This window comes from Rhodoferax sp. ZS1R8, from assembly GCF_056521325.1.
On record NZ_JBWMBA010000005.1, the window covers coordinates 302,605 to 326,877 of the forward strand.

Here is a 24,273-nt window from a genome sequence, read left to right on the forward strand (position 1 = left end):
TGGAGACAACACCCATGACCGCTTCCCGACACATTGCCATCGTTGGCGCCGGTATGGCCGCAGTCACCTGCGCACGCACACTGGTGCAGGCGGGCCACAGGGTCACCGTGTTCGAGAAGAGCCACACCGTGGGCGGTCGCATGGCCACGCGCAACAGCCCATTTGGCACCTTTGACACCGGTGCGCAATATTTCACCGTGCGCGACCCCCGCTTCATGCAAGCGCTGCAGACAACACCATCCGTAGCCAAGCGCTGGAGCGCCAATACCGTGCAGGTGCTTGACGCCCATGGCCGCGTGGCCGCCGCCGGCCTGCCCGCGCGCGAACCGCACTGGGTGCCCAGCCCGGGCATGAGCACGCTGGTACGCCGCTGGGTGCAACCGCTGGTGGCAACCGAGAGCCTGGAGCTCAGCACCCAGGTAACGCACATCGAGCGCGACACGCTGAACAAGGCACAGTGGCAGTTGCGCACCACCGGTGCCGGCGATAGCACCCATGTCTACGGCGGCTTTGATGCCGTGGTGCTGGCCGTGCCCTCCCCCCAGGCCAAGGCGCTGCTGGAGACCGCACCCAAAGCTGCCAGCCTGGCAAAAAAGATAAGCCGTGTCACCGTGTTGCCGTGCTGGACGCTGATGCTGGCCTTTCCCCAGGCCATGCAACCCGGCTTGATAGCGCTGGGCCCCCAGTGGAACGCGGCACGCAGCACCCACCACCGCATTGCGTGGATGACCCGCGAATCCAGCAAGCCCGGCCGTGGCGCTGTGGAGCGCTGGACCGTGCAGGCCAGCTCCGCATGGTCCCAAGAGCACCTGCAAGACGACGCCAAGCGCGTGCAGGCCAAGTTGACCAAGGCCTTTGCCGAAGTCACCGGCATACGCGCCCAGGCTGCCCACGCAGACACCAAACGCTGGCTCTACGCCAAGACCGAGCTACCGCTGGGCCAATCCCATCTGTGGGATGCCAGTGCCGGCATAGGCGTCTGTGGTGACTGGTGCATTGGGCACCGCGTAGAAGATGCCTTCGTTTCCGGTTTGGAGTTGGCCCTGACCATCATTTAAGCCCCCACGCTTCACCGCTGCGCGGGTCGCTGCCCCCCGAGGGGACCCTCGCGCCTTGGGGCGGCCCGGCGGCACTCACGCCATGACTTCCACATTCAGCTACAGGGGCCGATTCGCCCCCTCACCCACCGGTCCGCTGCACGCGGGTTCGCTGGTGGCGGCGCTGGCCAGTTGGCTGGACGCGCGCGCCCATGGCGGGCAGTGGCTGGTACGCATCGAGGATGTGGACCTGCCACGCACGGTCGCCGGCGCCACCGAACGCATACTGCAGCAACTTGGCGACTGCGGCCTGGTGCCCGACGAAGCCGTGGTGCTGCAATCCACACGCTCGGCTCTGTACCAGCAGGCGCTGGACCAGCTGATAAACGCCCAACTAGCCTACCCCTGCTGCTGCTCGCGCAAAGACATCGAAGCCGCCATACAAGCCCAAGGCAAAACGCGGCAACGCCACGGCGAACTGGTCTACCCGGGTACCTGCCGCCACGGCATGCGGGGGGCAAAACCCGCTGCATGGCGGCTTCTGACCGAAACTCTTAAGCCAAATCAGGCTGTAGCCCTCGTGCAGCGCGCGCAAGCAGCTATTGAAACCATAGCAACTCAACCCACGCTATGGCACGACCTGCAGATGGGCGAACAGCAGCAAAACGTGGAGACCGAGGTGGGCGACTTCGTACTGAAGCGTGCCGACGGCTGCTACACCTACCAACTGGCGGTGGTGGTGGACGATGGCGCCCAGGGCATCACGCATGTGGTGCGCGGGCTGGATTTGGCGGACAACACGGCCCGCCAAGTGCTGCTGCAACAGGCGCTGGGCCTGCCCTCGCCGCAGTACCGGCACACACCGCTGGTGCGGGGTGACAACGGCGAAAAGCTGTCCAAGCAAAACGGCGCCCAGGCGCTGGATACGTCCAGCCCCGCAGCCACGTTGAAGGCACTGCAACAGGCTGCCCAAGCACTGGGCCTAACCGCAGCCAACCCCGGTAGCACCATCCCCGAGGCCCTGGCGCTATGGACCCATGCCTGGAGCGACCTCTACCGGGCTACGGCGACGCGCATCGACCGCGCCACGTAGAGCAGGCACAGCACGGTCAATACCGCGCCGACCACCACGCCGGGCAGCACGCGGGCCAACGTTAGCGACTCGCCCTTGAGCACCAGCATCATCAGCGTGTTCTGCGCCAGGCCTGGCACCCACAAGTACCAGGGCGCGTCGCCCCCCGGGTTGAGCATGCTCACCATGGGCGCAAGGCCCACCAGCGTGACGATCAGCGCGCTGCCAGCCTGCGCTTCCTTAAAAGTTTTGGAGCGTATGGCCATGGCCATCAGCACCGCGCCCAGGCCTGCGGCCAGCGGCAACTGCAGCAACAAAAAGGCCACGACCTCGTACCAACCGAACTGGAACATGGCTTGCAGGCTGTCGCTGCGCAGCAGCCATTGCGCCGGCAGAAAGCTGAGGTTGGCCAGCAAGGCCACCGCCATGCCCAACAGCGCCACCGCGCCCCACTTGCCCAGCACCAGCGCAATGTGCTGCACTGGGTTCATCAATAGTGGCTCCAGCGAACCCCGCTCGCGCTCGCCGGCCGTGCTGTCTAACGCCGCGGTCAGGGCACCATAGAGCACAGCCATGATGATGAACATGGGAATGATGCCGGTGAGGCGGGCCGCGCGCGCCTGGGCGCTGGCCAGATCACGCTCTTGCACGTCCACGGCCTGGAGCAAGCTGGTGGACACGCCGCGCAACGCCATGCTCAGCGTGGCCCGCTCGCGGTTGAAGCCCTGCAACAGCCGCAACAGCGTGGATACACCGGACCCCGCGCGCTGGTTGGCGCTGTCGCTGACCACCTCCACGGTGGGCGGCTCGCCGGTACGCAGCGCCTCTTCAAAATCCTTGCCAATCACCATGACTGGCTCCAGCAAAGTGGTGGCGCGCAGCCGGGCCTCGTAGTCCGCAGGTGCGGCCTTGATCGTGTAGGTCTGGCGCTCCAGAAAATTACGCAGGCTGGGCGCATGTTCGATGCCCACCACCAGCACCTCGCGCTTCTCGGCCCGGTCTTCCAACGACGAGATCAGCGCCGACAACGCCAGCAGCAGGAACGGCCCCATCAGCACAGCTGGCACCAGCAGGCGCAGCAGCGTGCGCCGGTCGCGTAGTGCGTCCGCCACCTCTTTGGTGAAGACAATCCAGAAGCTTTTCAACAACATCCTGCTCATATGACACCTTGTGTTGGAAGATCGGCAAAGGCCAGCCGGACAAAGGCGTCTTCGAACTTGGATTCGCCAGCCTGCTCCAGCAGCTCAGGCACCGATCCCTGGGCCACGCTGCGGCCCTGCGCCACGACGACGACGTGCTCACATAGCTGCTCGACCTCTTGCATGATGTGTGTCGAAAAGACGATGCACTTGTTGCCACCCGCCGGCGAGCGCAGATGGCGCAACGCCTCACGCAGCGCGCGCGTGGCCAGCACATCCAGCCCGTTGGTGGGCTCGTCCAATACGATATTGGCAGGGTCGTGCACCAGCGCGCGGGCCAACGCCGTCTTCATGCGTTCGCCCTGGCTGAAGCCCTCGGCGCGCCGGTCCAGAATCTTGCCCATGTCCAGCAGGCGTGACAACTCGTCGGCGCGGGCACTGGCCGCATCGGCCTCCATGCCGTGCAAGCGGCCGAAGTAGATGACGTTTTCGCGCGCCGTCAGCCGCGGGTACAAGCCATGCGCATCGCCCAGTATGCCCATGCGTGCCAGCGCCAGGCGCGGCGCCTGCTCTACCGCAATGCCGTCCACCGTGATACTGCCGCCGTCGGGTTGAAGCAACCCGGCCAGCATGCGCAGCGTGGTGGTTTTACCCGCACCGTTAGGCCCCAGCAAACCAGTGATACGACCGCTGGCCGCGTGCACCGTAACGCCCTGCACCGCATGCACCGTATGTTTCGGCGCGGGTTTGAACAGCGAGCCACCGGTGCGCGACACAAAGTGCTTACTGACGTTGTCGATGTGGATCATGGCGTGTTACCTTCAGCAGTGGACGGCAGTGGTGCTGCGCTGCCGGTCGTGCCGGACTGGGCCGGTACAAACGCGCCGGGCCGTGGAATTCGGGTGGCGCAAGCCGCATCCTGCGGCAAGGCGGCTGTATCGACCTTGGCATCGATGAAACGGAACAGCACCTCGTTCATGCAGCCCACCGCCGCCACGCCGTGGCCGGCCTGCGGCACCACGATGTGTTGCACCAGAGATTTGTCCTGCGCGCCCAGCGCCTGGGCCACACGCTCGCCATGGCGCGGTGGCGTGGCCGGGTCTGCACCGCCACTGAGCACCAGCACCGCAGAGCGCGTCGGGTTGATCTTGAAGAATTCGGGCGGCACAGCCCCTCTGGGCCAGTTTTGGCAGGTCTGGGTGTAGAAGCTGGCATCGAAGCCGCCAAAGTCCGAACCGGGTTTGTCGAGCGCGCTGGCCAAGCGGGGTACATCTTCGGCACACACAACCGAGAAATGCATGCCCATGGCCACCCGCATGGTCTTGCGGGTGCCCACTGCGCTCCCCAAGCCCAGCAGCCCCTCAAAACGGCCTTGGCTGGCCGCGTGCAGGGCGGCCGGCAGTGCAGACGCCAGCGCTGGCACGTATAGCGGTGCGCGCACGCTGCGCAAGAGCAGCTCGCGCGTCAGCACCAAGCGCTCGGGCAGGCCGGTCACCGGATGGTTAACGCTTACAGCGCGCGGCAAGCTTTGCAGCAGTGCCGACCACTGCTGGCGCAGCTGCGGGTACTGCGCGACACAGGCCGGCTCTTGCTCGCACGCCAGCAGGCTGGCGTCCAGTGCGGCCTGGCCGTCGACGGAGAAACTGGCGGGCAACGCCATGTCGGGCGGTGCCACGCCATCCAGCACTGAGCGGCGCACCTTGTCAGGGAATTGCCGCTGGTATTCCAGCGCGGCACGCGTGCCGTAAGACGCCCCCACCAGGTTCCACTGCGGCGCGCCGAGTTGCTGGCGCACGGCCTCGAAGTCCTGCATGGCGATGGTCGTCGTGTAGAAACGCAGATCACCGTAGGGCAATTGCATCAGTGCGGTGCGGCACTGCTCCAGGCGGCGGGTCTGGGCTGCAGGGTCCAGCGCCTCGACGACCGGCAATTTGCTGTCGTCATCGCATTGCAGCGGCGCGGACTTGCCGGTGCCGCGCTGGTCGATGAACACCAGGTCGCGGCGGTAGTTCAGGCGCGTAAACCGGGGCAGCACAACCGCAGCGACGCCGATGGCGCTTTGGCCTGGCCCGCCGGCCAGCAGCAGCACCGGGTCGGGCTGCTTGTTGCGCGCCAGAGCCGGCACCACCAGGTAGTGCACGGTGATCTGCACGCCTGCAGGCTGCGCAGGGTCCAGTGGCCGCTGGAGGGAACCACACTGCAATTCGTTGGGCAGACCATCGATGCGGCAGGCATGCGTGGAAGGCACTGTCTGTGCGTACCCCTGCAACGCAGCCAGAGCCACCAGCACGGTCATGGTCAAAACGCGGGGACGTAACGTACGAAAAATCATCAATACACCTCAAAAGCTAGCGTGCGCCATGTCCGCTTGTACGGGTTTGCAAACGGCCCGCCATTATGCGGGCCGCCGCAAAGAGTAAATTGCTGAGACGCCTGCCGAGCACAGACGTCTGTGCGCTGGCCCACGGAAGGCCGTTCGGATATTGCGTGGCACAGCGCACATAACAAAGGTATTCAAAAAAATACTCTTTCCCTGGGTAATGGTTTTCATTGCCCACGTCTCGTCTTTAAAAAGGGGTTAGCTATGAAACTTAGAACAAAACTGGGGGTAGTCGCGTTCGCTTTTACAGGTGCGATAGGTGCCGCGCAAGCAACAGCTCTGATCATCAACACACCAACAACTTCAGTTGATATCAGTAACACGTTCTTCGGCGGAAGCCTGGTTGCGTCTGCAACCACCAATATCAGCAACATCAGCTACCAGGGTATCGCGCGCACAGCGGTGTACGACACAGGAACCGGCCTGGATTTCTACTACCAATTTGCCAACGCTTCCACCTCAGTGAACGGCATCGAACGCTTTTCTGGTTGGGATTTCAGCGCACTGGGCGCAAGCGCGGTCAACGTATTCCAGATCAATGCGTCCAATGGCTTCTTCACCAAAGGCACAGAGTCTTCTGACTATGCCGACCGAGGTCCGTTTGGCGTAATCGGCTTCAACTTTGTTGCGAACGCCAATTCAAAGATCAATCCTGGCACAACCAGCTTTGTACAGGTGATCCGCACCAACGCTCGCAATTTCAAATCCGGCAACTTCGGTCTGCTCGACGGCATTGGTGACAACGCAACCGGCTTCGGCGTGTCTGCTGTACCGGAGCCTGAAACCTACGCCATGATGTTGGCTGGGTTGGGGCTGATGGGTGCCATCGCCCGTCGCCGCAAATCCAAAGCTGCTTGAATAAATAGCCCAACCAAGCGGGGAGGTCAGCCCCGCTTGCTAGCGTCAACAACTGACATTCCGGTCATATCTGACTCCAAGGCAAGCAGCGCGCGGTTGACCGGGTTGCGGTGCAGAAAGCTGTCTCGAAATTCCACCGGCACGTGCGCAGTGCAGCGCCCCTTCACCCAAACCTGACCCTCATGGGCAGCGCGACGGGCTTCCTCAATCAGTCCGAGTGCACCCATGGCCTGGGCTGCCACCAGCCAGACCTCCGGTAGGTAGAAGCTGTCGGGTAGATAGCCGCGCACCAGTTGCAGCGCGGCCTGGGCATGCGTCAACGCCCGCTCTGGGGCGCCTTGGCTCAAAGCGCAGGCGCTCGCACGTACGTGGCCCGCCAGCGCCACGCCGTAGCGTTCACGCCCATCAGCCCAAACGGCCAGGCTCGCGGCCATGGCTTCACCCTCTTCAGCAGTTACGAGACGGGTCGCAAAGAGGCTGGTGATGCGGTAATAAATGTCGTCGGGATTGGGGATGATCTGCAACGCCTGGCGCATCAGCGTAAGACCATCGTTCCCCATGTGCTGGGCCAGCTCGGCACAGTGGGCAAGCCGGATCATGGCCACGCCCTTGGGCACGCCAGGCCGAGGTGTGGCTAGCAAGGAGGCCGCACGCGCGGGCTGCCCCAATTGCTGGTAGAGCACCACCAGGCGCTGCTCGACAAGGGCCTTGTCGGTGTGTGAACCTCCGAAGGTTTCGTAACCGGCCAGGGCTTCTTCCAACATGGGCAGTGCTTGGTCATACGAGCCCGCATCACGCAAGCGGTGCGCCACCGTCACCTGCATCTGCAGCACCCGCATCGTGACACCTTCGCTTCCATCCAGCGCAAGCTGGCGGGCGGTTGCACCTATGTGCGCGGCCTGTACAACCAAGCCCATCTTAGCCAGCGTCGAAGCGGTGTTCGACATGGTCTTCCACACCATGTCACGCCGCCCTAAGCCTTGCGCCAGTTCCCGTGCCCGCTCCCACGCAGGCAACGCGTCACGCAGGCGGTTGGCGTAATCAAGCGCCAGCGCAGTGGCTTCCCAGTACTCCCATTGTTGTTCAAGGTTGGCATGCCTGCACACATCTGGCGCAAACAGCCCCAGCAAGACCACCGCCTCCGCAGCTTGGCGCAAGTCGCAAAGCACACCCGACAGAATGATGGCGAAGCGCAGCTCCAGGTCGCGACGCCCCAACGCACGTGCGCTGTCCATCGCGCGGCGCGCTAGCTCCAGCGTTTCCTCGCTCTCGTAGCGCGTCATGGAGAGTTCCAGGCGCGCATCAAGCGCCTGCAGGCGCTGCGCATCGGTAGACGCGATTTCATCGACTTGCGCTATCGCCTCCTGGGCTGGCAGTCCCAGGTCATTGGCGCTGAGCACGCGCGCACGCTGCAGCAAGGCATCAAAACGCTCTTGTGGCAGATTCGCACGCGCGAAACACTGGGCCGCCTCGGCCAGCAGGCTTGCCTGTTCCAACAGGCGAGACGCATCGCGCGAGCGCGCAGCTGCTGCGCAGTAGGCCGCGCCCGCCTGCGCCCATTGCAGGGCCGCCGCCCAGTGTTGTGCGAGTCGAGCCGGCTCGCTTACACGGGCCTGCAAAAAGGCAGCAATCTCAGCGTGCAGACGCTGTGCCACAGGTTCCGGAATTGAAGCTAGCGCAGACTCGTAAATCAAATCGTGTACAAAAGCTCCTGCGCGGAAAACCTGCGCTGCCTCAAGCTCATTGCTGGGGTCGGCAAGGTCTATGGTGCGCACACCCAGCACATGTGATGCCAGTTCGATGGAAAAGTCGCCTCCGGCCACGGCAGCACAGCGCGCCAACTGAACGGCTTGCGGCGATAGCTGTGTTATGCGGCGCTCGATCAACGCGGCCACGTTTCCCGCACTAGGCCAATGCTCCAACCGCACTGACAGTGGCGCTTGGGAGAGAGCGCCAGGCTCCATCAGGGGTGACCCTTTCGTCCACCAGGCCTTAAGCGTCTCCAACAGGTACAGCGGGTTGCCACCGGCGTAGCGCAGTAACACGGGTGCAGCCTCTGCCGGGTCAAGGCCAACCAAATCCAAGGAGCTCAATAACGCGTGCACCTGCTCCGGTGTCAGAGCCGCCAACGAGATGGACACCGCTTGTTCCTGAGCAGAGAAGGCGGCAATCAGTGCACGCCCGGTGTCGCCCACTTCAACGCCGCGCGCCGCCACCAACCAACACTTGCGTGAACCTGCCCACAGGTATTGCAACAACTCCACGCTGGCGTCATCGGCAAAGTGCAGATCATCAAACACGAAGCCATCCACCGCAAAGACCGCACTTTCCAGTACGGCCAAAATGGCATTAAAAAATCGGGTTCGCTCTTCGGGCGAAGTAATAGGCGAAGCGTCGCCCAGTTCGGGCAATAGCCGGGCCAGTTCCCGGCGCAGTGGCGCTTCCAACTGGTCCAGTCCCTGGCGTGGCAGCTGACGCAGCAAGCGCGATACCGACGCATACACCACGCGCGCATCGCCCGGCCTCGCACCCACCACTACAGTGCGCCCGCGTGCCTGTGCGAAATCGGTGATCAGCCGCGTCTTCCCCATGCCCGCTTCACCGACAACGATGGCCGCACTACCCTGATCCCAGGCCTGGTGCAATGCCGCCCACGCATGCTCTCGACCGATCAAATGGGGTGGACGCAGCACAGAGGCAGGAACCCGCTGGGAGGTAGGGGTCGGACTACTATGGGCTCGCTCAATGGTGGCCAGCAGAGCCCGCGTCTCTGGCGAAGGTGTGGTGCCAACGTCGTCCTTGAGCATCTGTTCACATTGGTCGAATGCCAGCAAGGCAGCCACCCAATCACCGCCGAGGTAGTGCACACGCATCAGGCGACGGTAGGCGTCTTCCGACAGAGGGGTAAGAGAGAGCGACGCGTTGGCATGCGACAGGGCCTCGGCGTAGTCGTGCGCCTGCAGGGATTGTTCGCATCGCTGGGCCAGCGCTTCACACACCCGCGTGCGCCGCGCAGCAGCTTGCTGAGCCAGCCAAGCACTGAACTCCTGACCGAACCCCTGATCCGCCATACCGAGCACGCTATCCGATTCGGCCAACTCGTAGGTCACCCCCGCATCCAGCGCTAGCGTGGCACTGCCACAGATGAGGCTATCACCGAACTGCTTCTTCAACTGAAACAAGCGCTGGCGCAAGGCGTTACGTGCAGCCTCGGGCGAGCTCTGAGGCCATAACAACTGTGCCAGCCGGATGCGCGGTGTGGGACCTTCCAGCGCCAGCCAGGCCACTAGCGCTGCGTCGCGCGGGGCCAAAGGAGCATGGGTGCCATCGGCCAGCCGGACCTGGGGCGAGCCGCAGATACGGATATGCAACGGTGGCGGCGATGATTTCATAGACTCCATAACGCTTTCATAACGCTTAGGCTCGTACAACCCACCTTGAGAGGAGGCATGTCGCCGCCTGATCAGGGAGTAGATATGAAACGTAATGTATTGCACCGAGCCCGTCCGGGCTTAATGAACGCACTGGCGTTGACATTTGGAGTGAGCGTGTTGGTATCCGCTTGTGGTGGGGGTGGGGGGGCCGGAGAAATCGATGGGAAGGCCAGCCGCAACGAGCTGTCGGAGGCACCGCCGCCCGTCCGCATCACCCGCTTGTGTGATGTGTCAGGCTGTTACATGGCCTGGAGTGTGGTGGATTCGGATGGCGATGGCGTCTGCGACGCGGACGAGATCATGGCCGGCACAGATCCTTACGACCGGCTGAGCAAGCCTTCCTTGCTGGTAGTGGCCGAGCTCAGTGGCAAATCGCAACTGCCTTCGTTCGAGGCCGGTCGTGGCGCCTTCGCCGTCTTTCCCGCAGAAATGCAGGCGCGGTTGCAGGAGTACTACAAGGGGAAAAGCGCTATCGAAATAGCCCAGGCTTTCCCCCTAGGGCCGAAGCGGGGGGACAGCCTCAGCCGAGCGGGCATCGACGCGGACATGCTGAAGGAATACAGCATCACCATGGGTGGGCTCACCAACAACCCGTTGCATGACGGGTTTTCATTTGGCCTGAAGAAGAACGACGACTCCGGCCTACCCGGGCGACGCGTGGGCGGCATTGAGATGCGCCTGATCAGTGATGATCTGGTGCCCCTCACCAAGGTTCCAGACCACGGGGGGGAGAAAAAAGTGGAGTTTTACAAGGATGGCGGAGCAGTGCATACCTATAACGATGGCTTTACCAGGACTGATCAGTCCGATAAAACTGTCGTCTGGCGCAACGCGGACGGAGGGATCACCAAGGTCACTCCAGGTTCCTACTTCAATCCAGACGCCGATACAGGCTACGTTGAACCAACCCCCGAGCAGAAGAAAGCCCAGGAGCGACTGCGCGGCGCGGCGGTAAATACCGTCGATGGCTGGTCTGCGCCGGGCTCGGAGGATCCGCAAACGCTGGACCGCAGAACCCTGATCATGCTGATCGACCCCGAATACCCGGACAGCACGCTGATGGTGCTGGACCAGCCCCGGCTGACCGACGCGCAACCGGAGGTAAACCCCAACCTACCGCGTCCGGACTTGCCCGCCGTTCCAAAAGGGGGCAAGGACACTTGCACAGTCGGATGCGTCAAGTAGATTGCGGGTGCGGCATGTTGGCAGCGATGAGGCGCGGCGGCGCCCCGCAATTTCAGCCTAACTGCCCCAAGGCAGCCCGCACAATGCTCGCCGCATCCACCCCAAAATAGCCCCGCAGAGCAGCCCGCGTGTCGCTGCGGCCAAAGCCGTCGGTACCCAGCGTAAGGTAGCGGCGGTCCGCCGGCAGGAACGCGCGCACGCTCTCAGCCACGGCACACACGTAGTCGGTGGCGGCGATGATGGGGCCGGCACTGCCTTGCAATTGTTGTTCGATGAAGGGCATGGGCGCCGTGGCATCGCCGGCCATCTGGCGCTGCAGGCTGTCGCGGCCGTCGCGGGCCAGCTCGCTCCAACTGGTGACGCTGTAGACATCCACGTTCACGCCCTGCGCCGCTAGCAGGTGGGCGGCCTTGACGACCTCGGTCAGGATCGCGCCAGAGCCCAGCAGCGTCACATTCTTAAGCGAATTCTGGCTGTAGCCCTCGTCAGACGTGCGTAAGCAGCTAGCAAATTTATAGCATCCCTTGACCACATCGACTTCTGCACCTGCAGGTAAATCGGGCTGGGCGTAGTTCTCGTTCATCAGCGTGACGTAGTAGAAAACGTCTTTTTGCTCCACCAGCATTTCCCGCATGCCGTGGTCGATGATGACCGCCATCTCACCGGCAAAGGCTGGGTCGTAGGCCTTGCAGTTGGGTATCGTGGCTGCCACCAGGTGGCTGCTGCCGTCCTGGTGCTGCAGGCCTTCGCCGCCCAGCGTGGTGCGGCCGGATGTAGCGCCCAGCAGGAAGCCGCGTGAGCGTTGGTCCGCTGCAGCCCAGATCGCATCGCCCACGCGCTGGAAGCCGAACATGGAGTAATAGATGTAGAACGGCAGCATGGCCAGGCCGTGCACGCTATAGCTCGTCGCGGCGGCCGTCCAGCTGGCGATGGCACCAGCCTCGGATATGCCCTCTTCCAGAATCTGGCCGTCCATGGCTTCGCGGTAGCTCAGCACCGAACCTATGTCTTCGGGTTCGTAACGCTGGCCCACGCTGGAGTAGATGCCGACCTGCTTGAACAGATTGGCCATGCCAAAGGTGCGTGCCTCGTCGGCGACGATGGGCACGATGCGCGGCCCAAGGTCCTTGTCCTTCAGCAGATTGCCCAGCATGCGCACAAAGGCCATCGTGGTGGACATCTCCTTATCCGCAGCAGCCGTGGCAAAGGCGGCGTAGCTGCTCAGCGCGGGTACGGGCACTACATCGGCCGCCGTCTCCCGGCGTGGCAGGTAGCCGCCCAGCTGTGCGCGCTTGCTGTGCAGGTAGCGCATCTCTGCGCTGTCATCCGCGGGCTTGAAGAATTCGAGGTTGGCAGCTTGCGCGTCGGTCAGTGGCAGGTTGAAGCGGTTGCGGAATTCGATCAGCGCGGCCTCGTCCAGCTTCTTCTGGCTGTGTGTGGTCATCTTGCCCTGCCCGGCCTGGCCCATGCCATAGCCCTTCTTGGTGTGCGCCAGGATGACGGTGGGTTGGCCGCTGTGCTGTGCTGCCGCGGCGTAGGCGGCGTGGATCTTGACGATGTCGTGGCCACCGCGTTTGAGGCGGTCAATCTGCTCGTCGGTCATCCCCTGGGCCAGTTGCTTCAGCGCCTCGTTTTGGCCAAAGAAATTGTCGCGGTTGAAGCGGCCATCCTTGGCGGCAAAGGTCTGCATCTGGCCGTCGACCGTATTGGCAAAGGCCTGCACCAGTGCACCGGTGGTGTCGCGTGCAAACAGGCCGTCCCAGTCGCTGCCCCAGACCAATTTAATGACGTTCCATCCTGCGCCGCGGAACAGCTTTTCCAACTCGTCGATGATGCGGCCATTGCCACGCACCGGGCCGTCCAGGCGCTGCAGGTTGCAGTTGACGACCCAGACCAGGTTGTCCAGCTTCTCGCGGCTGGCCAGCGTCAGCGCGCTCATGCTTTCGGGCTCGTCCATCTCGCCGTCGCCAAACACGCCCCACACGCGGCGCGAAGCGGCGCGTCCTCCTGTTGCATTGCGGCCGTCGCAGTCCAGCAAGCCTCGGTGCGACAAATAGCGCATGAAGCGCGCGTGGTAGATGGAGCTGATGGGGCCAATGCCCATGGAGCCGGTGGGGAACTGCCAGAAGTCGGGCATCAGCCAGGGGTGCGGGTAGCTGGAGAGGCCGCGTGCGCCTTGGTCTGGCGCGGTGATTTCTTGCCGGTAATGGGCCAGGTCGGCTTCGTTCAAGCGCCCTTCCAGGAAAGCCCGGGCGTAGACGCCGGGCGCGCTGTGGGGCTGGAAAAAAACCAGATCACCACCGCGTGAGCCCTTGAAGAAATGGTTGAACCCCACCTCAAACAAATCCGCCGCGCTGGCATAGCTGGCGATATGTCCGCCCAGTTCTCCGTATGCGCCGTTGGCGCGGGCCACCATCGCAAGCGCATTCCAGCGCATCAGCGACGCCAGCTTTTCTTCAATCGCCAAATCGCCGGGGAAGCTGCCCTGCTGGTCGACCGGAATGGTGTTGACATACGGCGTGGCCAGCTCGGGCGACCAGCCGACTTGGGCCGTGTGCGCCAGGCGCACCAGTTGGTCCAGCACAAAGCGCGCACGCTCCGCGCCGTGGGTTGCAACAACGGACTGGAAGGCTTGTGTCCACTCTGCTGTTTCTTGTGGATCAGCGTCGACAGCGGGCGTGGGGATGTGCGAAGTGGTGTTCATGGGCTCTGACTATACAAACGCAGGCACCGAATGTGCTGCCAATCTGCATCCAAAAAGCCAGGCCCGGCAGCACAAAATGCCAAAAACAGGAATTGCAACGGCAGCATGCACTCGCAAGCCTGCGGCCGCGCAGTTTCGTCGGCCCTGCAGGCCGCTGGTCTCAGGCCGCTTGGGCGACCTGCGCCACGCAAGCCAGCGCCTGCGTGATGTCCGCCACGATGTCTTCGATGTCTTCCAGCCCGATCGACAAGCGCACCAGGCCTTCGCTGATGCCGCAGGCAGCCCGCTCTTCGGGTGTGTAGGTGCTGTGGGTCATGCTGGCAGGGTGCTGGGCCAACGATTCGGCATCGCCCAAGCTCACTGCGCGGGTCACCAGCTGCAGTGCGTCCATGAAACGGATGCCGGCTTCCATGCCGCCCTTCAGTTCAAACGCGATCATGCCGCCGAACTGGCGCATCTGGCGCTTGGCCAGGTCATGCTGGGGGAAGCTGGGCAGGCCGGGGAAGTGCACAACGGCCGTGGCGGGATGCGCCTCCAGCAACTCAGCCACGATTTGCGCGCTCTGGCAGTGGCGGTCCATGCGCAGGGTCAGGGTTTTGAGGCCGCGCATCACCAGCTGTGCATCCTGTGCCGACATCACCGCACCGGTCATGTCCTTCAGGCCGACCAGACGGACCTGCTTGGCGAGGTCGGCATCGGCAAACACCGCAGCGCCTGCAGTCAGATCACCGTGGCCGCCCAGGTACTTGGTCATGGAATGCACGACCACATCGGCGCCCAACAACAAGGGCTGCTGCAGATAGGGTGTGCAGTAGGTGTTGTCGACGATGAGTTTTGCGCCACCGTTGTGCGCAATCTCGGCCACGGCGGCAATGTCCACCAGGCGCATGTTGGGGTTGGCCGGCGTCTCGCAGTAGACGACCTTGGTCTTGGGACCCATGGCCTGGGCTACCTGCTGGGGGTCGGTCATGTCCACATGGCGGATGGTGACGCCAAAACGGGTCAAGCCATGGTTCATGAAGGCAAACGTGCAGCCGTACAGCGTGATGTCGGCCAGCACTTCGTCGCCCTGCTCCAGCATGGACCACATGGTGGCCGTGATGGCGCCCATGCCCGAACCAAAGACCACGGCGCCTGCGCCCTGCTCCAGGCTGGCCAAGCGGCCTTCCAAGAGTGCCAGCGTGGGGTTGGCGATGCGGGTGTAGAAGTAACCCTGCTCGGTGCCGGCAAAGCAGCGCGCGCCGTAGGCAACATCGGGGAAGGCAAAGGTGGATGAGGTGTACAGCGGGGGCACCAGGGCGCCGTTGTGGTCGGCGGGGTTGTAGCCCCAATGGATGGCACGGGTGCTGAAACCGCCTGCCTTGGGCTTGGCGGCTGGGGGAATCGCGTCGAACGGCAGGTCATTGGCTTTCATGGGGCGGTCTCCTATTGGTGTTGTATAGAAGAATTTTTATGCACAGCCGCAGGATGTATTTCGCGATATTTCGAATATATGAACCAGTTAAGGGTTAAATATCGTTATAAATTAACCATCTAGGGCAAAATTCACCCATGAAGCCTTTTGACCCCACCGACCAGGCCATTTTGCTGGCCTTGCAGCGCGATGCGCGCCAGACCATGGCCGAATTGGCCGAGCACGTGTCGCTGTCCCAATCGCCATGCTGGCGCCGCGTGCGGCAGTTGGAAGAATCCGGCGTCATCGAGGGCTACCACGCCACGCTGAGCCGCAAACACCTGGGCTATGGCGTCACCGGTTTCATCCACCTGCAAATGCAGAACCACACCGCCGAGATTGCCGCCGCCTTCGAGCGCGAGGTGGTCGCCCTGCCCCAGGTGGTGTCTTGCCACAACCTGTCTGGCCACTACGACTATCTGATCGAGGCGCTGGAGGTGGACCTGGAGAGCTTTTCCGCGCTGGTGCGCAACAAAATCCGATGCCTGCCGGGCGTGAAGGAAATCGCAACCAGCTTTTCGCTGAAAGAAGTGAAGGCGGCCGGTAGCCTGCCAGTGGGCGCCTGAAGCCACCTCCTTACAATGCAGGCCCGTCCGCCAACCGCGCGCCGGCCCCCGAAAGACGACGAATGAGCACCCAATTCCCCCCCAACGCGCCCTCCAGCGAGTCCCCCACCACGCCCGACACAGAGACACCCGCGGATGCCAGCAAGCCCTTCATGCGCACGATCAAGAGCTTTGTGAAGCGGGCGGGTCGCACGACCACGGGCCAAGCCAAGGCGTTTGAAGAACTGGGGCCCAAGTTCTTGCTGCCCTACCAGAAAAACGCTATTGATTTGATAGCGGCTTACGCACATTCCGCGGGGGCTGCAGAGCGAAACGGCATATGGAATTCCCCCATTGTGCTCGAAATCGGCTTTGGCATGGGCGAGGCCACGGCACATATCGCTGGCGTGCTGCCGGACACCCGGTTCCTGTGCTGCGAGGTGCACGAGCCTGGTGTGGGCGCGCTGCTCAAGCGCATCGGCGAGCAGAACATCAGCAACATCCGCATCTGCGCGCACGATGCGGTCGAAGTCATTGACCACATGCTGCCCGAGCAAAGCCTGGACGGCGTGCACATCTTCTTCCCCGACCCGTGGCACAAGACCAAGCACAACAAGCGCCGGCTGATCCAGTCGCCGCTGGTCGCCAAGCTGGCGCGCCGGCTCAAGCCCGGCGGCTACATCCATTGCGCGACTGATTGGCAGCCGTATGCTGAGCAGATACTGGAAGTGCTGACAGCAGAGCCCCTGCTGAAGAACCGCGCATTGGCCACCAACCCCGAACTGCATGGCTACGCGCCCAAGCCGCACTACCGCCCGCTGACCAAGTTCGAAAACCGGGGCATCAAGCTGGGCCACGGCGTGTGGGATCTGGTGTTTGAGCGCGTGTGACGCTGCACCGGCCCAACCCGCCACCCGACCGCAACGGGGTCGGCCCCAGTTGCGTCGTCACGCTGCCGGGTGCCTGGGTCAACATGCTGAATTTTTTGACCAGCCGATTTCCCGGCGTTCCTGTAGCGGTATGGGCGCAGCGCCTGTATCACGGCGATGTGGTGGACGACCAGGGCCGGACCATCGCTGCAGATACGGCCTTTGAAGCAGGCCGCCGCCTCTACTACTACCGTGCAGTGGAGGCCGAACCTCAGATTCCCTTTGAAGCAGTGGTGCTGTGGCAAGACGATCACCTGCTGGTGGTCGATAAACCCCATTTCCTGCCGGTGCTGCCCTCAGGCAAATACCTGCAGGAGACGGTGCTCATCCGTTTGAAAAACGCATTGGGGCTGGAAGCGCTGTCCCCTATCCACCGCATAGACCGCGATACCGCGGGCCTGGTGCTGTTTTCGAAGCGGGTAGCCAGCCGCGGCGCTTACCAGGAGCTGTTTCGCGCACGGCGGGTAGACAAGACCTACGAATGCATCGCCCCGTGGAACCCTGACCTGCCGTGGCCGCTGACGCGCGAAAGCCGCATCGCAGTCTCGGCCCACTTCATGCAGCAGACCGAGGTAGACGGTGCGCCCAATGCGCTGACCCACATTGCGCCCATCGAAGTGCTGGGCGCTTGGGCGCGCTACGCGCTCAAGCCGGTGACAGGCCAACGCCACCAATTGCGCGTGCACATGGCGGCGCTGGGCCTGCCCATCGTGGGCGATGGCATCTACCCCACGCTGACGCCCGAAGGCAGCGCCGACTACAGCCAGCCACTGCAACTGCTGGCCCGCAGCATCGCCTTTACCGACCCCATCACCGGCAAAACGCGCCATTTTGAAAGCCAGAAACGACTACGGGGGCTGACAGCAGTCCTCAATAAAACCGCTGTCTAGCCCCCGTATCCATTGAATAGTGCGCTACTGATTTAGTAGCACGCTACAACGGCCATCACGACCACTGCACCTTGCCTTTGCCACCATACCAACTGTCGACCTTGGGGGCGACCTCACCCTCGATGCGGGCACGGCGAATCTTCATCGTAGGGGTCAGGAATCCATTCTCAATAGTCCACGGCTGCTGCGCCACGACGATCAGTTGCAGCTTTTCATGGCCCACCAGGTCAGCGTTGACATCGTTGAGCAATTGGGTCAATTGGGCTTCTGCCTCTTTGCGGAAGGCCGGGTCCTTCTGCTTGGGGCGTACGTCTTCACCCAACACCACCAGCGCATAGGCCGCAGGCTGGCCCGGGCCTGAGACCATGCTCATCTCGACCAGTGGGTGGGCATTGAGCTTGTTCTCGATAGGCGCGGGGGCCACGTACTCGCCCTTGGAGGTTTTGAACAATTCCTTGACGCGGCCGGTGATCTTCAGCAGTCCGTCAGCGCGGCGCTCACCACGGTCACCGGTGCGAAAGTACCCGTCTGGCGTAAAGACTTCGGCATCCAGGTCGGGACGCTTGTAGTAGCCGACCAATTGGCCGGGAGACTTGATCAAGATCTCGCCTTCTTCGCTGATCTTCACCTCTACGCCCGGCAGCGGCAGGCCCACGCAGCCGGGGGCGTTGACTTCGGGCGTGGAGTTGTGCGAATACGCAAAGTCTTCGGACATTGCATAGCCTTCGATCAGGTTCAGGCCCAGGCGGCGGTACCAGCTGATCAGCTCGGCAGGAATGGGTGCCGAGCCGCTGCCGGCCAGCAGGGCCTGGTCCAGGCCCAGATTCTTCAAGACCTTGCGTTTGACGATGCCGCTCAAAATCGGAATGCTGAGCAGGCGGTTGAGCTTCTTGGGCGGCATCTTGGCGAACACACCCTGCTGGAACTTGAGCCACAGGCGCGGCACCGAGATAAAGGTCGTGGGCCGCGCACGGTTCAGGTCCTTGACAAAGGTGTCCAGCGACTCGGCGAAGTAGACATGCGTCTTGCCGTCCACCATGGACGCGCTTTCTACCCAGGCCCGCTCGAACACGTGGGCCAGCGGCAGGTAAGACAGGATGCGGTTCTCTTCGATATCGCCAATGCGGGACTTGATATCTTTGGAAATGTTTTCCGCAACCTTGGTGATGCGCTCGAAGCTGTGCATCACGCCCTTGGGCGTGCCGGTGGAGCCCGAGGTGTATAGCAGGATGGCGATGTCGGTGCCCGCACGTGCCACGCGGCCGGTCATTGGCTTGGAGCGGGCTACGATGGCGTCCCAGCCTTCATAGCTGTTCTTGGGTGCCAGGGGGAATGCAATGCAGGGCAGGCTGGCGGGCACGCCGGGTTTTTGCTGGTCCCAGGTGTCGAGCTTGCCGACAAACAGCATGCTGGCGCCGCTGTGCTCCAGCACGTAGCCAATGGTCTCGGCGGTCTCGGTCGGGAAAATGGCCACCGTGGTGCAACCGGCCATCCAGATAGCCAGCTCGGCCATGAAGAAGTGCGCACAATTTTTGGAGAGAATGGCAACGCGTGCGCCGGCTTCCAGGCCCTGTTCTTTCAGGTGGCTGGCCATGCGGCGGGACTGGTCCAGGGTCTGTTTCCAGGTGTAATCGGTGACCTGGCCACCACCAACAGGCTGGGTCAGGTAGATTGTGTCCGCAAGCTTCGCTTCGTGGTCAAAGACATAGTCCAGAATCAGTTTGGGTTTGGCCACCGCGTGTCTCCTTATTGGGTTAGGGCCACAGAATACCCCATTAGATGGCACCAACCGCTGTTAAAAGACTCTAAACTGTTTAAGCGTAAATCCCTATGGCAGAGGGCCAGCAATGGCACCCGCCACCCTCTCTTTTTGCGCCATGCCGCGCACCCTTCTGAATGGAATCGTTTGAGCTCTGACCGATTGGCCGACCTGTCACTGGCGGCTTTTGAAAAAGTAGTGGGCGCTACACCCGGCTTCCGGCCTCGCCTGGGCCAGCACGAGATGGCCGCCTGTGTGGCCGCCACACTGGCACAGGCCGACATTGGGGAGCACCCGACACCTACCAAAGCCATTGCCGTCATCCAGGCGGGCACCGGCGTGGGCAAGTCGGCGGCCTACGCGTCCACTGCAGTGGCACTGGCTCTGGAGCGCAAGACCCGCGTGCTGATTTCCACCGCCACCGTGGCGCTGCAAGAGCAACTGATGACCAAGGACCTGCCCGCGCTGGCCCAGACCATGGACAAGCCCTTTGTGTTCGCGCTGGCCAAGGGCCGCGGGCGTTATGTCTGCAAGCTCAAGCTGGAGCGGCTGGTGGGCAATGGCGGCTCGGTGGATGATCTGTTTGACGCCGACAACGACGCGCCCACGCCACAGAAGTTTGGGTCGGTGTTGTCGCAGGAAGAGGCCGAAGAGCGCCGCATCCACCTCTACGAATCCATGGCCACGCTCTTGGCCACCAACAGCTGGGATGGTGACCGCGACACGCTGGCCGACGCACCCGATCCGCGCGATTGGTCTGGCGTGGCTGCCGAGCGCCACACCTGCACCGTGCGCCACTGCCCCCGGTTCAGAGACTGCAGCTACTACGAGGCCCGCACGCGCCTGGCCGAGGCCCATGTCATCGTTGCCAACCATGATCTGGTGCTGGCGTCGCTGGGCATGAAGACGCTGCCCGATCTGGACAACTGCCTGGTGGTGTTCGACGAGGGCCACCACCTGCCCGCAGTTGCGCTGGACCAGTTTTCGAGCAGTATGGACATGAGCAACCTGCGCTGGCTGGACAAGCTGCCCAAGATCGTCGGCGAGGTTAGCAGCGCACTGCACCTGCATGCCGGCGAAGACGTGGCCACGGTCACCAGCCAGCTCAAAGGTGCGCTGACCCAACTGGCCCGCATGGCGATGGACCTGGTGTGGGCCAGCACCGGCCACAACCCGGACGGTGGGGGCAAGGATGGCACGCTGCGCTTTGCCCACGGCGTGCTGCCCGAAGAACTGACCGAACCCGTGGCACAAATTCATGCGCAGGCGGCCGGCTTGTCCAAGGCGCTGGAGGCCTTGGGCGTAGACGTGAAAGCTGTTGCCAAGGAAGACCCCAGCCAGGCCACGCTGTGCGCCCAACTATTTGCCAAGATGGGGGCGCTGGCGCCGCGGTTGAACGGGGTGGTGTCCACAGCCGCCCTGCTGCTGGAGCATGGCCCCCAACCGCTGGCCAAGTGGCTGCAGGCCGAGAGCGAGCATGGCTACCTGACAATGACGGCGCACGCGTGCCCCATCGTGCCCGGTGATCTGCTGCGCCAGTTCCTGTGGAGCCAGGTGCGCGGTGCCGTGCTGACATCGGCATCGCTGACCAGCTGCGGCAGCTTCGACTATTTTCTGCACGAGGCCGGGCTGATCAACAACCCCAACGTGCAGGCGTTGGAAGTGGCCAGCCCCTTCGACTACAAACGCCAGGGGTTGCTGACCGTCGTACAAACCTCGGCCGACCCCAAGCAGGCCGATGCCTACACCCGCGAAATGGTGGCCGAGCTGATGCAGGACCTGGCCAACGTGGAGACCGGCGCGCTGGTGCTGTTCACGTCACGCGCGCAGATGCGTGTGGCCACCGAGGCCCTACCCGCCGCGCTGATGGAGGTGGTGCTGGTGCAAGGCACGCAATCGCGCGCGCGCCTGTTGGGCAGCCACATGGCGCGGGTGGAGTCGGGTCTGCCATCGGTCATCTTTGGCATGCAGTCCTTTGGCGAGGGGCTGGACCTGCCAGGCAAGCTGTGCGACACGGTGTTCATCACCAAGCTGCCGTTTGCGCCGCCGTCCGAGCCTGTGGACGAAGCCCGCGCAGAATGGTTGCGCAGCGTGGGTCGTGACCCGTTCAACGAACTGGTGATACCGGCCACCGGCATCAAGCTGCTGCAGTGGACCGGCCGCGCCATCCGCACCGAAGACGACCACGCCGCCGTCATCTGCTACGACAAGCGACTGACCCAGACCGCCTACGGCCGGCGCATGCTGAACGGCCTGCCGCCCTACCGGCTGGATCAGCGCAAGAGTCGCGCTATTATTTGAATCGACACCCCTGCTGCCAAAGGCTCTCCATGAAAAAGCACGTCGCCCTGCTCTTGCTGTTGATCGCGTCCCTATTGCTGGCGGGCTGCGAGTCGATGTCGCCGACGGAATGCAAGGTGGCAGACTGGGGCCGCGTAGGCCATACGGATGGCACGCGCGGTGAAAGCGAGCGCCGCATTGCCGCTTACACCGAAGACTGCGGCAAGGTCGGCGTGGTGCCCAATGCGCAGCTCTACCGGTATGGCTGGGACCAAGGCATCGTCAACTTCTGCACCCCCGCCAACGGCTGGCGCGAGGGCACGCAAGGCAACTCTGGCAAGGCCGCGGTTTGCCAAGGCCAGGTGGGATACGCCGGTTTTGCGCGCTACCTGGAGGCAGGTTTGCAGGTGCACAACACGCAGTCACAAATGCAGCGCAATGCGCGCGAATCCGAACGCCTGCAAAGGCGGCTGGAAGAATCCAAGAGCGATGATGAGAAAAAAGACATTCGCAACAACCTGCGCCAACTGGACCGCGAGCAGTTCCACCTGCGCAGGTTGTTAACAGAGCAGCAATTGCTCGGCCCCTGATCCCACGCACCCACCGACCACCATCACTGCAGGACGGATTGGGCAACCCGGGCATACAAAGGTATGCCCACCAAAATATTCAGCGGAAACGTGATGCCCAGAGACAGCCCAAAATACAGCGGAGGACGTGCCTCGGGTATCGCAAATCGGATCACCGCGGGTACGGCAATGTAGGAAGCGCTGGCCGCCAGCACCATCAGCAGTGTCACATCGCCCACCGGCAAACCTAGCATCGCACCCAAGCCCAAAGCGAGCCCGGCATGCACCAGGGGCGCCAACAGGGCATAGACCAGTAGCGCCGGTGAAATGCCCTTGAGCTGGGGCAGGTTGCGCGCCGTCATCAACCCCATGTCCAGCAGAAAGAACGCCAGCATGCCCTTGAAGAGGTCGCCCGAGAAAGGCTGCATGGCGGTCTTGCCCGCATCACCGGTCAGCAGGCCGACCGCCATAGACCCCAACAGCAGAAGCTGCGCACCGTCGGTGAAAGATTCGTGCAGGATCTTGCCCACCGGCATTCGTTTTGGGTGGCCCATCGTGGCGGTCCCATCAGGGCTCAGGTGTATACCGCCGCTGACCTGACTCTGGCGCAAGGTGTTGGCCAACACGACCGCCAGGATGATGGCGGGCGACTCCATCAAAGCCAGCGCGGCGGCCATGTGCCCGCCATATGATATTTGCTGGGTTTCCAGGTACTGCACAGCGGTCACAAAGGTAACGGCGCTGACTGATCCGTATGTGGCGGCAACCGCGGCCGCATCAAACCCTGGCAGGAAACGCTTGAGCACCTGATAGCCCGCTATCGGGATGGTAATGGCCAGCGCCACCGTTGCCATCAGGCTGATGGCAACGGTGGCCGTCATGCCCGAGTGGGCCAGCGCAAAACCGCCCTTCAAACCCAGTGCCATCAGCAGGTATAGCGACAGAAAGCGTGCAATGGGTTGGGGAACTTCCAGATTGGATTTGACCGTGCCGGCAAGCACGCCAAAGACGAAAAAAAGTATGGCCGGGTCGAGTAAATTTTGCATGGGTATTTCCTTTGCCCGGATGGTAGGCAAACACTACAAATAAGTAAAATCGATTGTTTAATGCTTAAGCATAGATAAAACTCTATGAATGTCACCTTCCGACAACTGCGGCTTTTTGTGGCTTTGGCCGACACGGGCAGTGTGGGCGCTGCAGCACGCGCCATGCACGTCACGCAACCCACCGCGTCCATGCAACTCAAGGAAATCACACAAGCAGTGGGCCTGCCGCTGTATGACGTGATTTCGCGCAAAGTGCATCTCACCGAGGCCGGGCTCGCACTGGCGAAGACGGCACGCGCGGTGGCTGCCGAGTGGGATAGTTATGCCCAGCAGATTGATGCCATGCGGGGCCTGACCCGGGGCAAATTGCGCATCGCCGTGGTCAGCACGGCCAAGTACTTCGTGCCCCGCCTCTTGGGGGGCTTTTGCAGCCGGCATCCCGATGTGGAAATTGCGTTGGAGGTATTGAACCGCGACGGCGTTGTGGCGCGTTTGCGTGACAACATGGACGACCTGTACATCATGTCCAGGCCCCCCACCGACCTGGACCTCGAAGACCAGGTCTTCCTGCCCAACCCACTGGTTGTGGTCGCAGCTTCGCGCGATGCGCTAACCAAACGGCGGGGTATTCCGCTTGACGATCTACAGCAGCACCGGTTCCTGCTGCGTGAGCGGGGCTCCGGCACACGCATGGCGGTCGATGCGCACTTCAAGGACTTGGGTTTCGTGCCACAGGTGCGGCTTGAACTGGGGAGCAATGAAGCACTCAAGGAAGCGGTTGCTGCGGGCCTTGGGCTATCCGTGTTGTCCAGTCATGCGCTCCATGGCCAAACGCGCGAACACGGTGTGGCGGTGCTGGACGTGGAAGGCCTGCCCATCCATTCGAGTTGGCATGTGGTTCACCTGCGGGGCAAACACCTGTCGCCCATCGCGCAGGCGTTTAAGGCGCACTTGGAGAAAACGGCCTCGCATTGGCGCCGAGGCCGCGCGTGA

At 62.8% G+C, this 24,273-nt stretch carries 18 protein-coding genes; 10 read left to right on the forward strand and 8 right to left on the reverse strand.

Annotated features, from left to right (window positions below):
• Positions 1 to 14: 14 nt before the first annotated feature.
• Both AC097P_RS18675 and gluQRS read left to right on the forward strand, forming a co-directional pair.
• Positions 15 to 1,058 (forward strand): NAD(P)/FAD-dependent oxidoreductase, encoded by a 1,044-nt coding sequence (locus AC097P_RS18675; protein ID WP_479611925.1) that lies wholly within the window; start codon positions 15 to 17, stop codon positions 1,056 to 1,058.
• Between the two features lie 82 nt (positions 1,059 to 1,140).
• On the forward strand, positions 1,141 to 2,130 hold the full coding sequence (gene gluQRS / locus AC097P_RS18680) for a tRNA glutamyl-Q(34) synthetase GluQRS (RefSeq protein ID WP_479611926.1): 990 nt from the start codon (positions 1,141 to 1,143) through the stop codon (positions 2,128 to 2,130).
• On the opposite strand, the gene AC097P_RS18685 is transcribed toward gluQRS, so the two are convergent.
• The 3 genes from AC097P_RS18685 to AC097P_RS18695 are packed head-to-tail and all read right to left on the reverse strand — an operon-like array spanning position 2,091 to position 5,580.
• Entirely contained in the window at positions 2,091 to 3,260 is a 1,170-nt protein-coding gene (locus AC097P_RS18685; RefSeq protein ID WP_479611927.1) for an ABC transporter permease, read from the reverse strand. The two genes, gluQRS and AC097P_RS18685, sit on opposite strands and share 40 nt — an antisense overlap.
• 5 nt (positions 3,261 to 3,265) lie before the next feature.
• Positions 3,266 to 4,057: an ABC transporter ATP-binding protein gene (locus AC097P_RS18690; protein ID WP_479611928.1), complete on the reverse strand. Its 792-nt coding sequence runs from the start codon at positions 4,055 to 4,057 to the stop codon at positions 3,266 to 3,268.
• A complete protein-coding gene (locus AC097P_RS18695) occupies positions 4,054 to 5,580 on the reverse strand; it encodes an alpha/beta fold hydrolase (protein WP_479611929.1) in 1,527 nt (508 codons plus the stop codon). Before AC097P_RS18695 ends, AC097P_RS18690 begins: the two co-directional genes overlap by 4 nt.
• Before the next feature lie 120 nt (positions 5,581 to 5,700).
• Between AC097P_RS18695 and AC097P_RS18700 the strand changes: the two genes are divergently transcribed.
• A complete protein-coding gene (locus AC097P_RS18700; RefSeq protein WP_479611930.1) occupies positions 5,701 to 6,486 on the forward strand; it encodes a PEP-CTERM sorting domain-containing protein in 786 nt (261 codons plus the stop codon).
• Between the two features lie 26 nt (positions 6,487 to 6,512).
• Here the strand turns inward: AC097P_RS18700 and AC097P_RS18705 are convergent, their stop codons facing one another.
• Positions 6,513 to 9,878 (reverse strand): ATP-binding protein, encoded by a 3,366-nt coding sequence (locus AC097P_RS18705; protein WP_479611931.1) that lies wholly within the window; start codon positions 9,876 to 9,878, stop codon positions 6,513 to 6,515.
• 84 nt (positions 9,879 to 9,962) lie between these two features.
• Between AC097P_RS18705 and AC097P_RS18710 the strand changes: the two genes are divergently transcribed.
• Positions 9,963 to 11,105, forward strand: coding sequence for a thrombospondin type 3 repeat-containing protein (locus AC097P_RS18710; RefSeq protein WP_479611932.1), 1,143 nt, complete (start codon positions 9,963 to 9,965; stop codon positions 11,103 to 11,105).
• Between the two features lie 52 nt (positions 11,106 to 11,157).
• Here the strand turns inward: AC097P_RS18710 and mdeB are convergent, their stop codons facing one another.
• Both mdeB and AC097P_RS18720 read right to left on the reverse strand, forming a co-directional pair.
• Complete coding sequence (gene mdeB, locus AC097P_RS18715; RefSeq protein ID WP_479611933.1) at positions 11,158 to 13,809, reverse strand: alpha-ketoglutarate dehydrogenase; 2,652 nt, start codon at positions 13,807 to 13,809, stop codon at positions 11,158 to 11,160.
• 160 nt (positions 13,810 to 13,969) lie between these two features.
• Positions 13,970 to 15,223 (reverse strand): methionine gamma-lyase, encoded by a 1,254-nt coding sequence (locus AC097P_RS18720; protein ID WP_479611934.1) that lies wholly within the window; start codon positions 15,221 to 15,223, stop codon positions 13,970 to 13,972.
• 137 nt (positions 15,224 to 15,360) lie between these two features.
• Between AC097P_RS18720 and AC097P_RS18725 the strand changes: the two genes are divergently transcribed.
• The 3 genes from AC097P_RS18725 to AC097P_RS18735 all read left to right on the forward strand — a co-directional run bounded on the left by AC097P_RS18725 (position 15,361) and on the right by AC097P_RS18735 (position 17,626).
• Positions 15,361 to 15,828 carry an Lrp/AsnC family transcriptional regulator gene (locus tag AC097P_RS18725; protein WP_479611935.1) on the forward strand — a complete coding sequence of 156 codons (468 nt, stop codon included), beginning with the start codon at positions 15,361 to 15,363 and terminating at the stop codon, positions 15,826 to 15,828.
• 62 nt (positions 15,829 to 15,890) lie between these two features.
• Entirely contained in the window at positions 15,891 to 16,697 is an 807-nt protein-coding gene (trmB, locus tag AC097P_RS18730; RefSeq protein WP_479611936.1) for a tRNA (guanosine(46)-N7)-methyltransferase TrmB, read from the forward strand.
• Positions 16,698 to 16,699: 2 nt separating this feature from the next.
• The gene (locus AC097P_RS18735) at positions 16,700 to 17,626 is read left to right on the forward strand and encodes a pseudouridine synthase (protein WP_479612097.1); all 927 of its coding nucleotides are present in this window, start codon (positions 16,700 to 16,702) and stop codon (positions 17,624 to 17,626) included.
• A 55-nt stretch (positions 17,627 to 17,681) separates the two neighbouring features.
• Here AC097P_RS18735 and AC097P_RS18740 read toward each other — a convergent pair whose 3' ends face one another.
• On the reverse strand, positions 17,682 to 19,361 hold the full coding sequence (locus AC097P_RS18740; protein ID WP_479611937.1) for an AMP-binding protein: 1,680 nt from the start codon (positions 19,359 to 19,361) through the stop codon (positions 17,682 to 17,684).
• 171 nt (positions 19,362 to 19,532) lie between these two features.
• On the opposite strand from AC097P_RS18740, the gene dinG reads away from it, so the two are divergent.
• Both dinG and AC097P_RS18750 read left to right on the forward strand, forming a co-directional pair.
• Entirely contained in the window at positions 19,533 to 21,686 is a 2,154-nt protein-coding gene (gene dinG, locus AC097P_RS18745) for an ATP-dependent DNA helicase DinG (RefSeq protein WP_479611938.1), read from the forward strand.
• A gap of 29 nt (positions 21,687 to 21,715) precedes the next feature.
• Positions 21,716 to 22,255, forward strand: coding sequence for a DUF2799 domain-containing protein (locus AC097P_RS18750; RefSeq protein ID WP_479611939.1), 540 nt, complete (start codon positions 21,716 to 21,718; stop codon positions 22,253 to 22,255).
• 23 nt (positions 22,256 to 22,278) lie between these two features.
• Here AC097P_RS18750 and AC097P_RS18755 read toward each other — a convergent pair whose 3' ends face one another.
• Positions 22,279 to 23,280, reverse strand: coding sequence for a sodium-dependent bicarbonate transport family permease (locus AC097P_RS18755; RefSeq protein ID WP_479611940.1), 1,002 nt, complete (start codon positions 23,278 to 23,280; stop codon positions 22,279 to 22,281).
• A gap of 84 nt (positions 23,281 to 23,364) precedes the next feature.
• On the opposite strand from AC097P_RS18755, the gene AC097P_RS18760 reads away from it, so the two are divergent.
• Complete coding sequence (locus tag AC097P_RS18760) at positions 23,365 to 24,273, forward strand: LysR family transcriptional regulator (RefSeq protein WP_479611941.1); 909 nt, start codon at positions 23,365 to 23,367, stop codon at positions 24,271 to 24,273.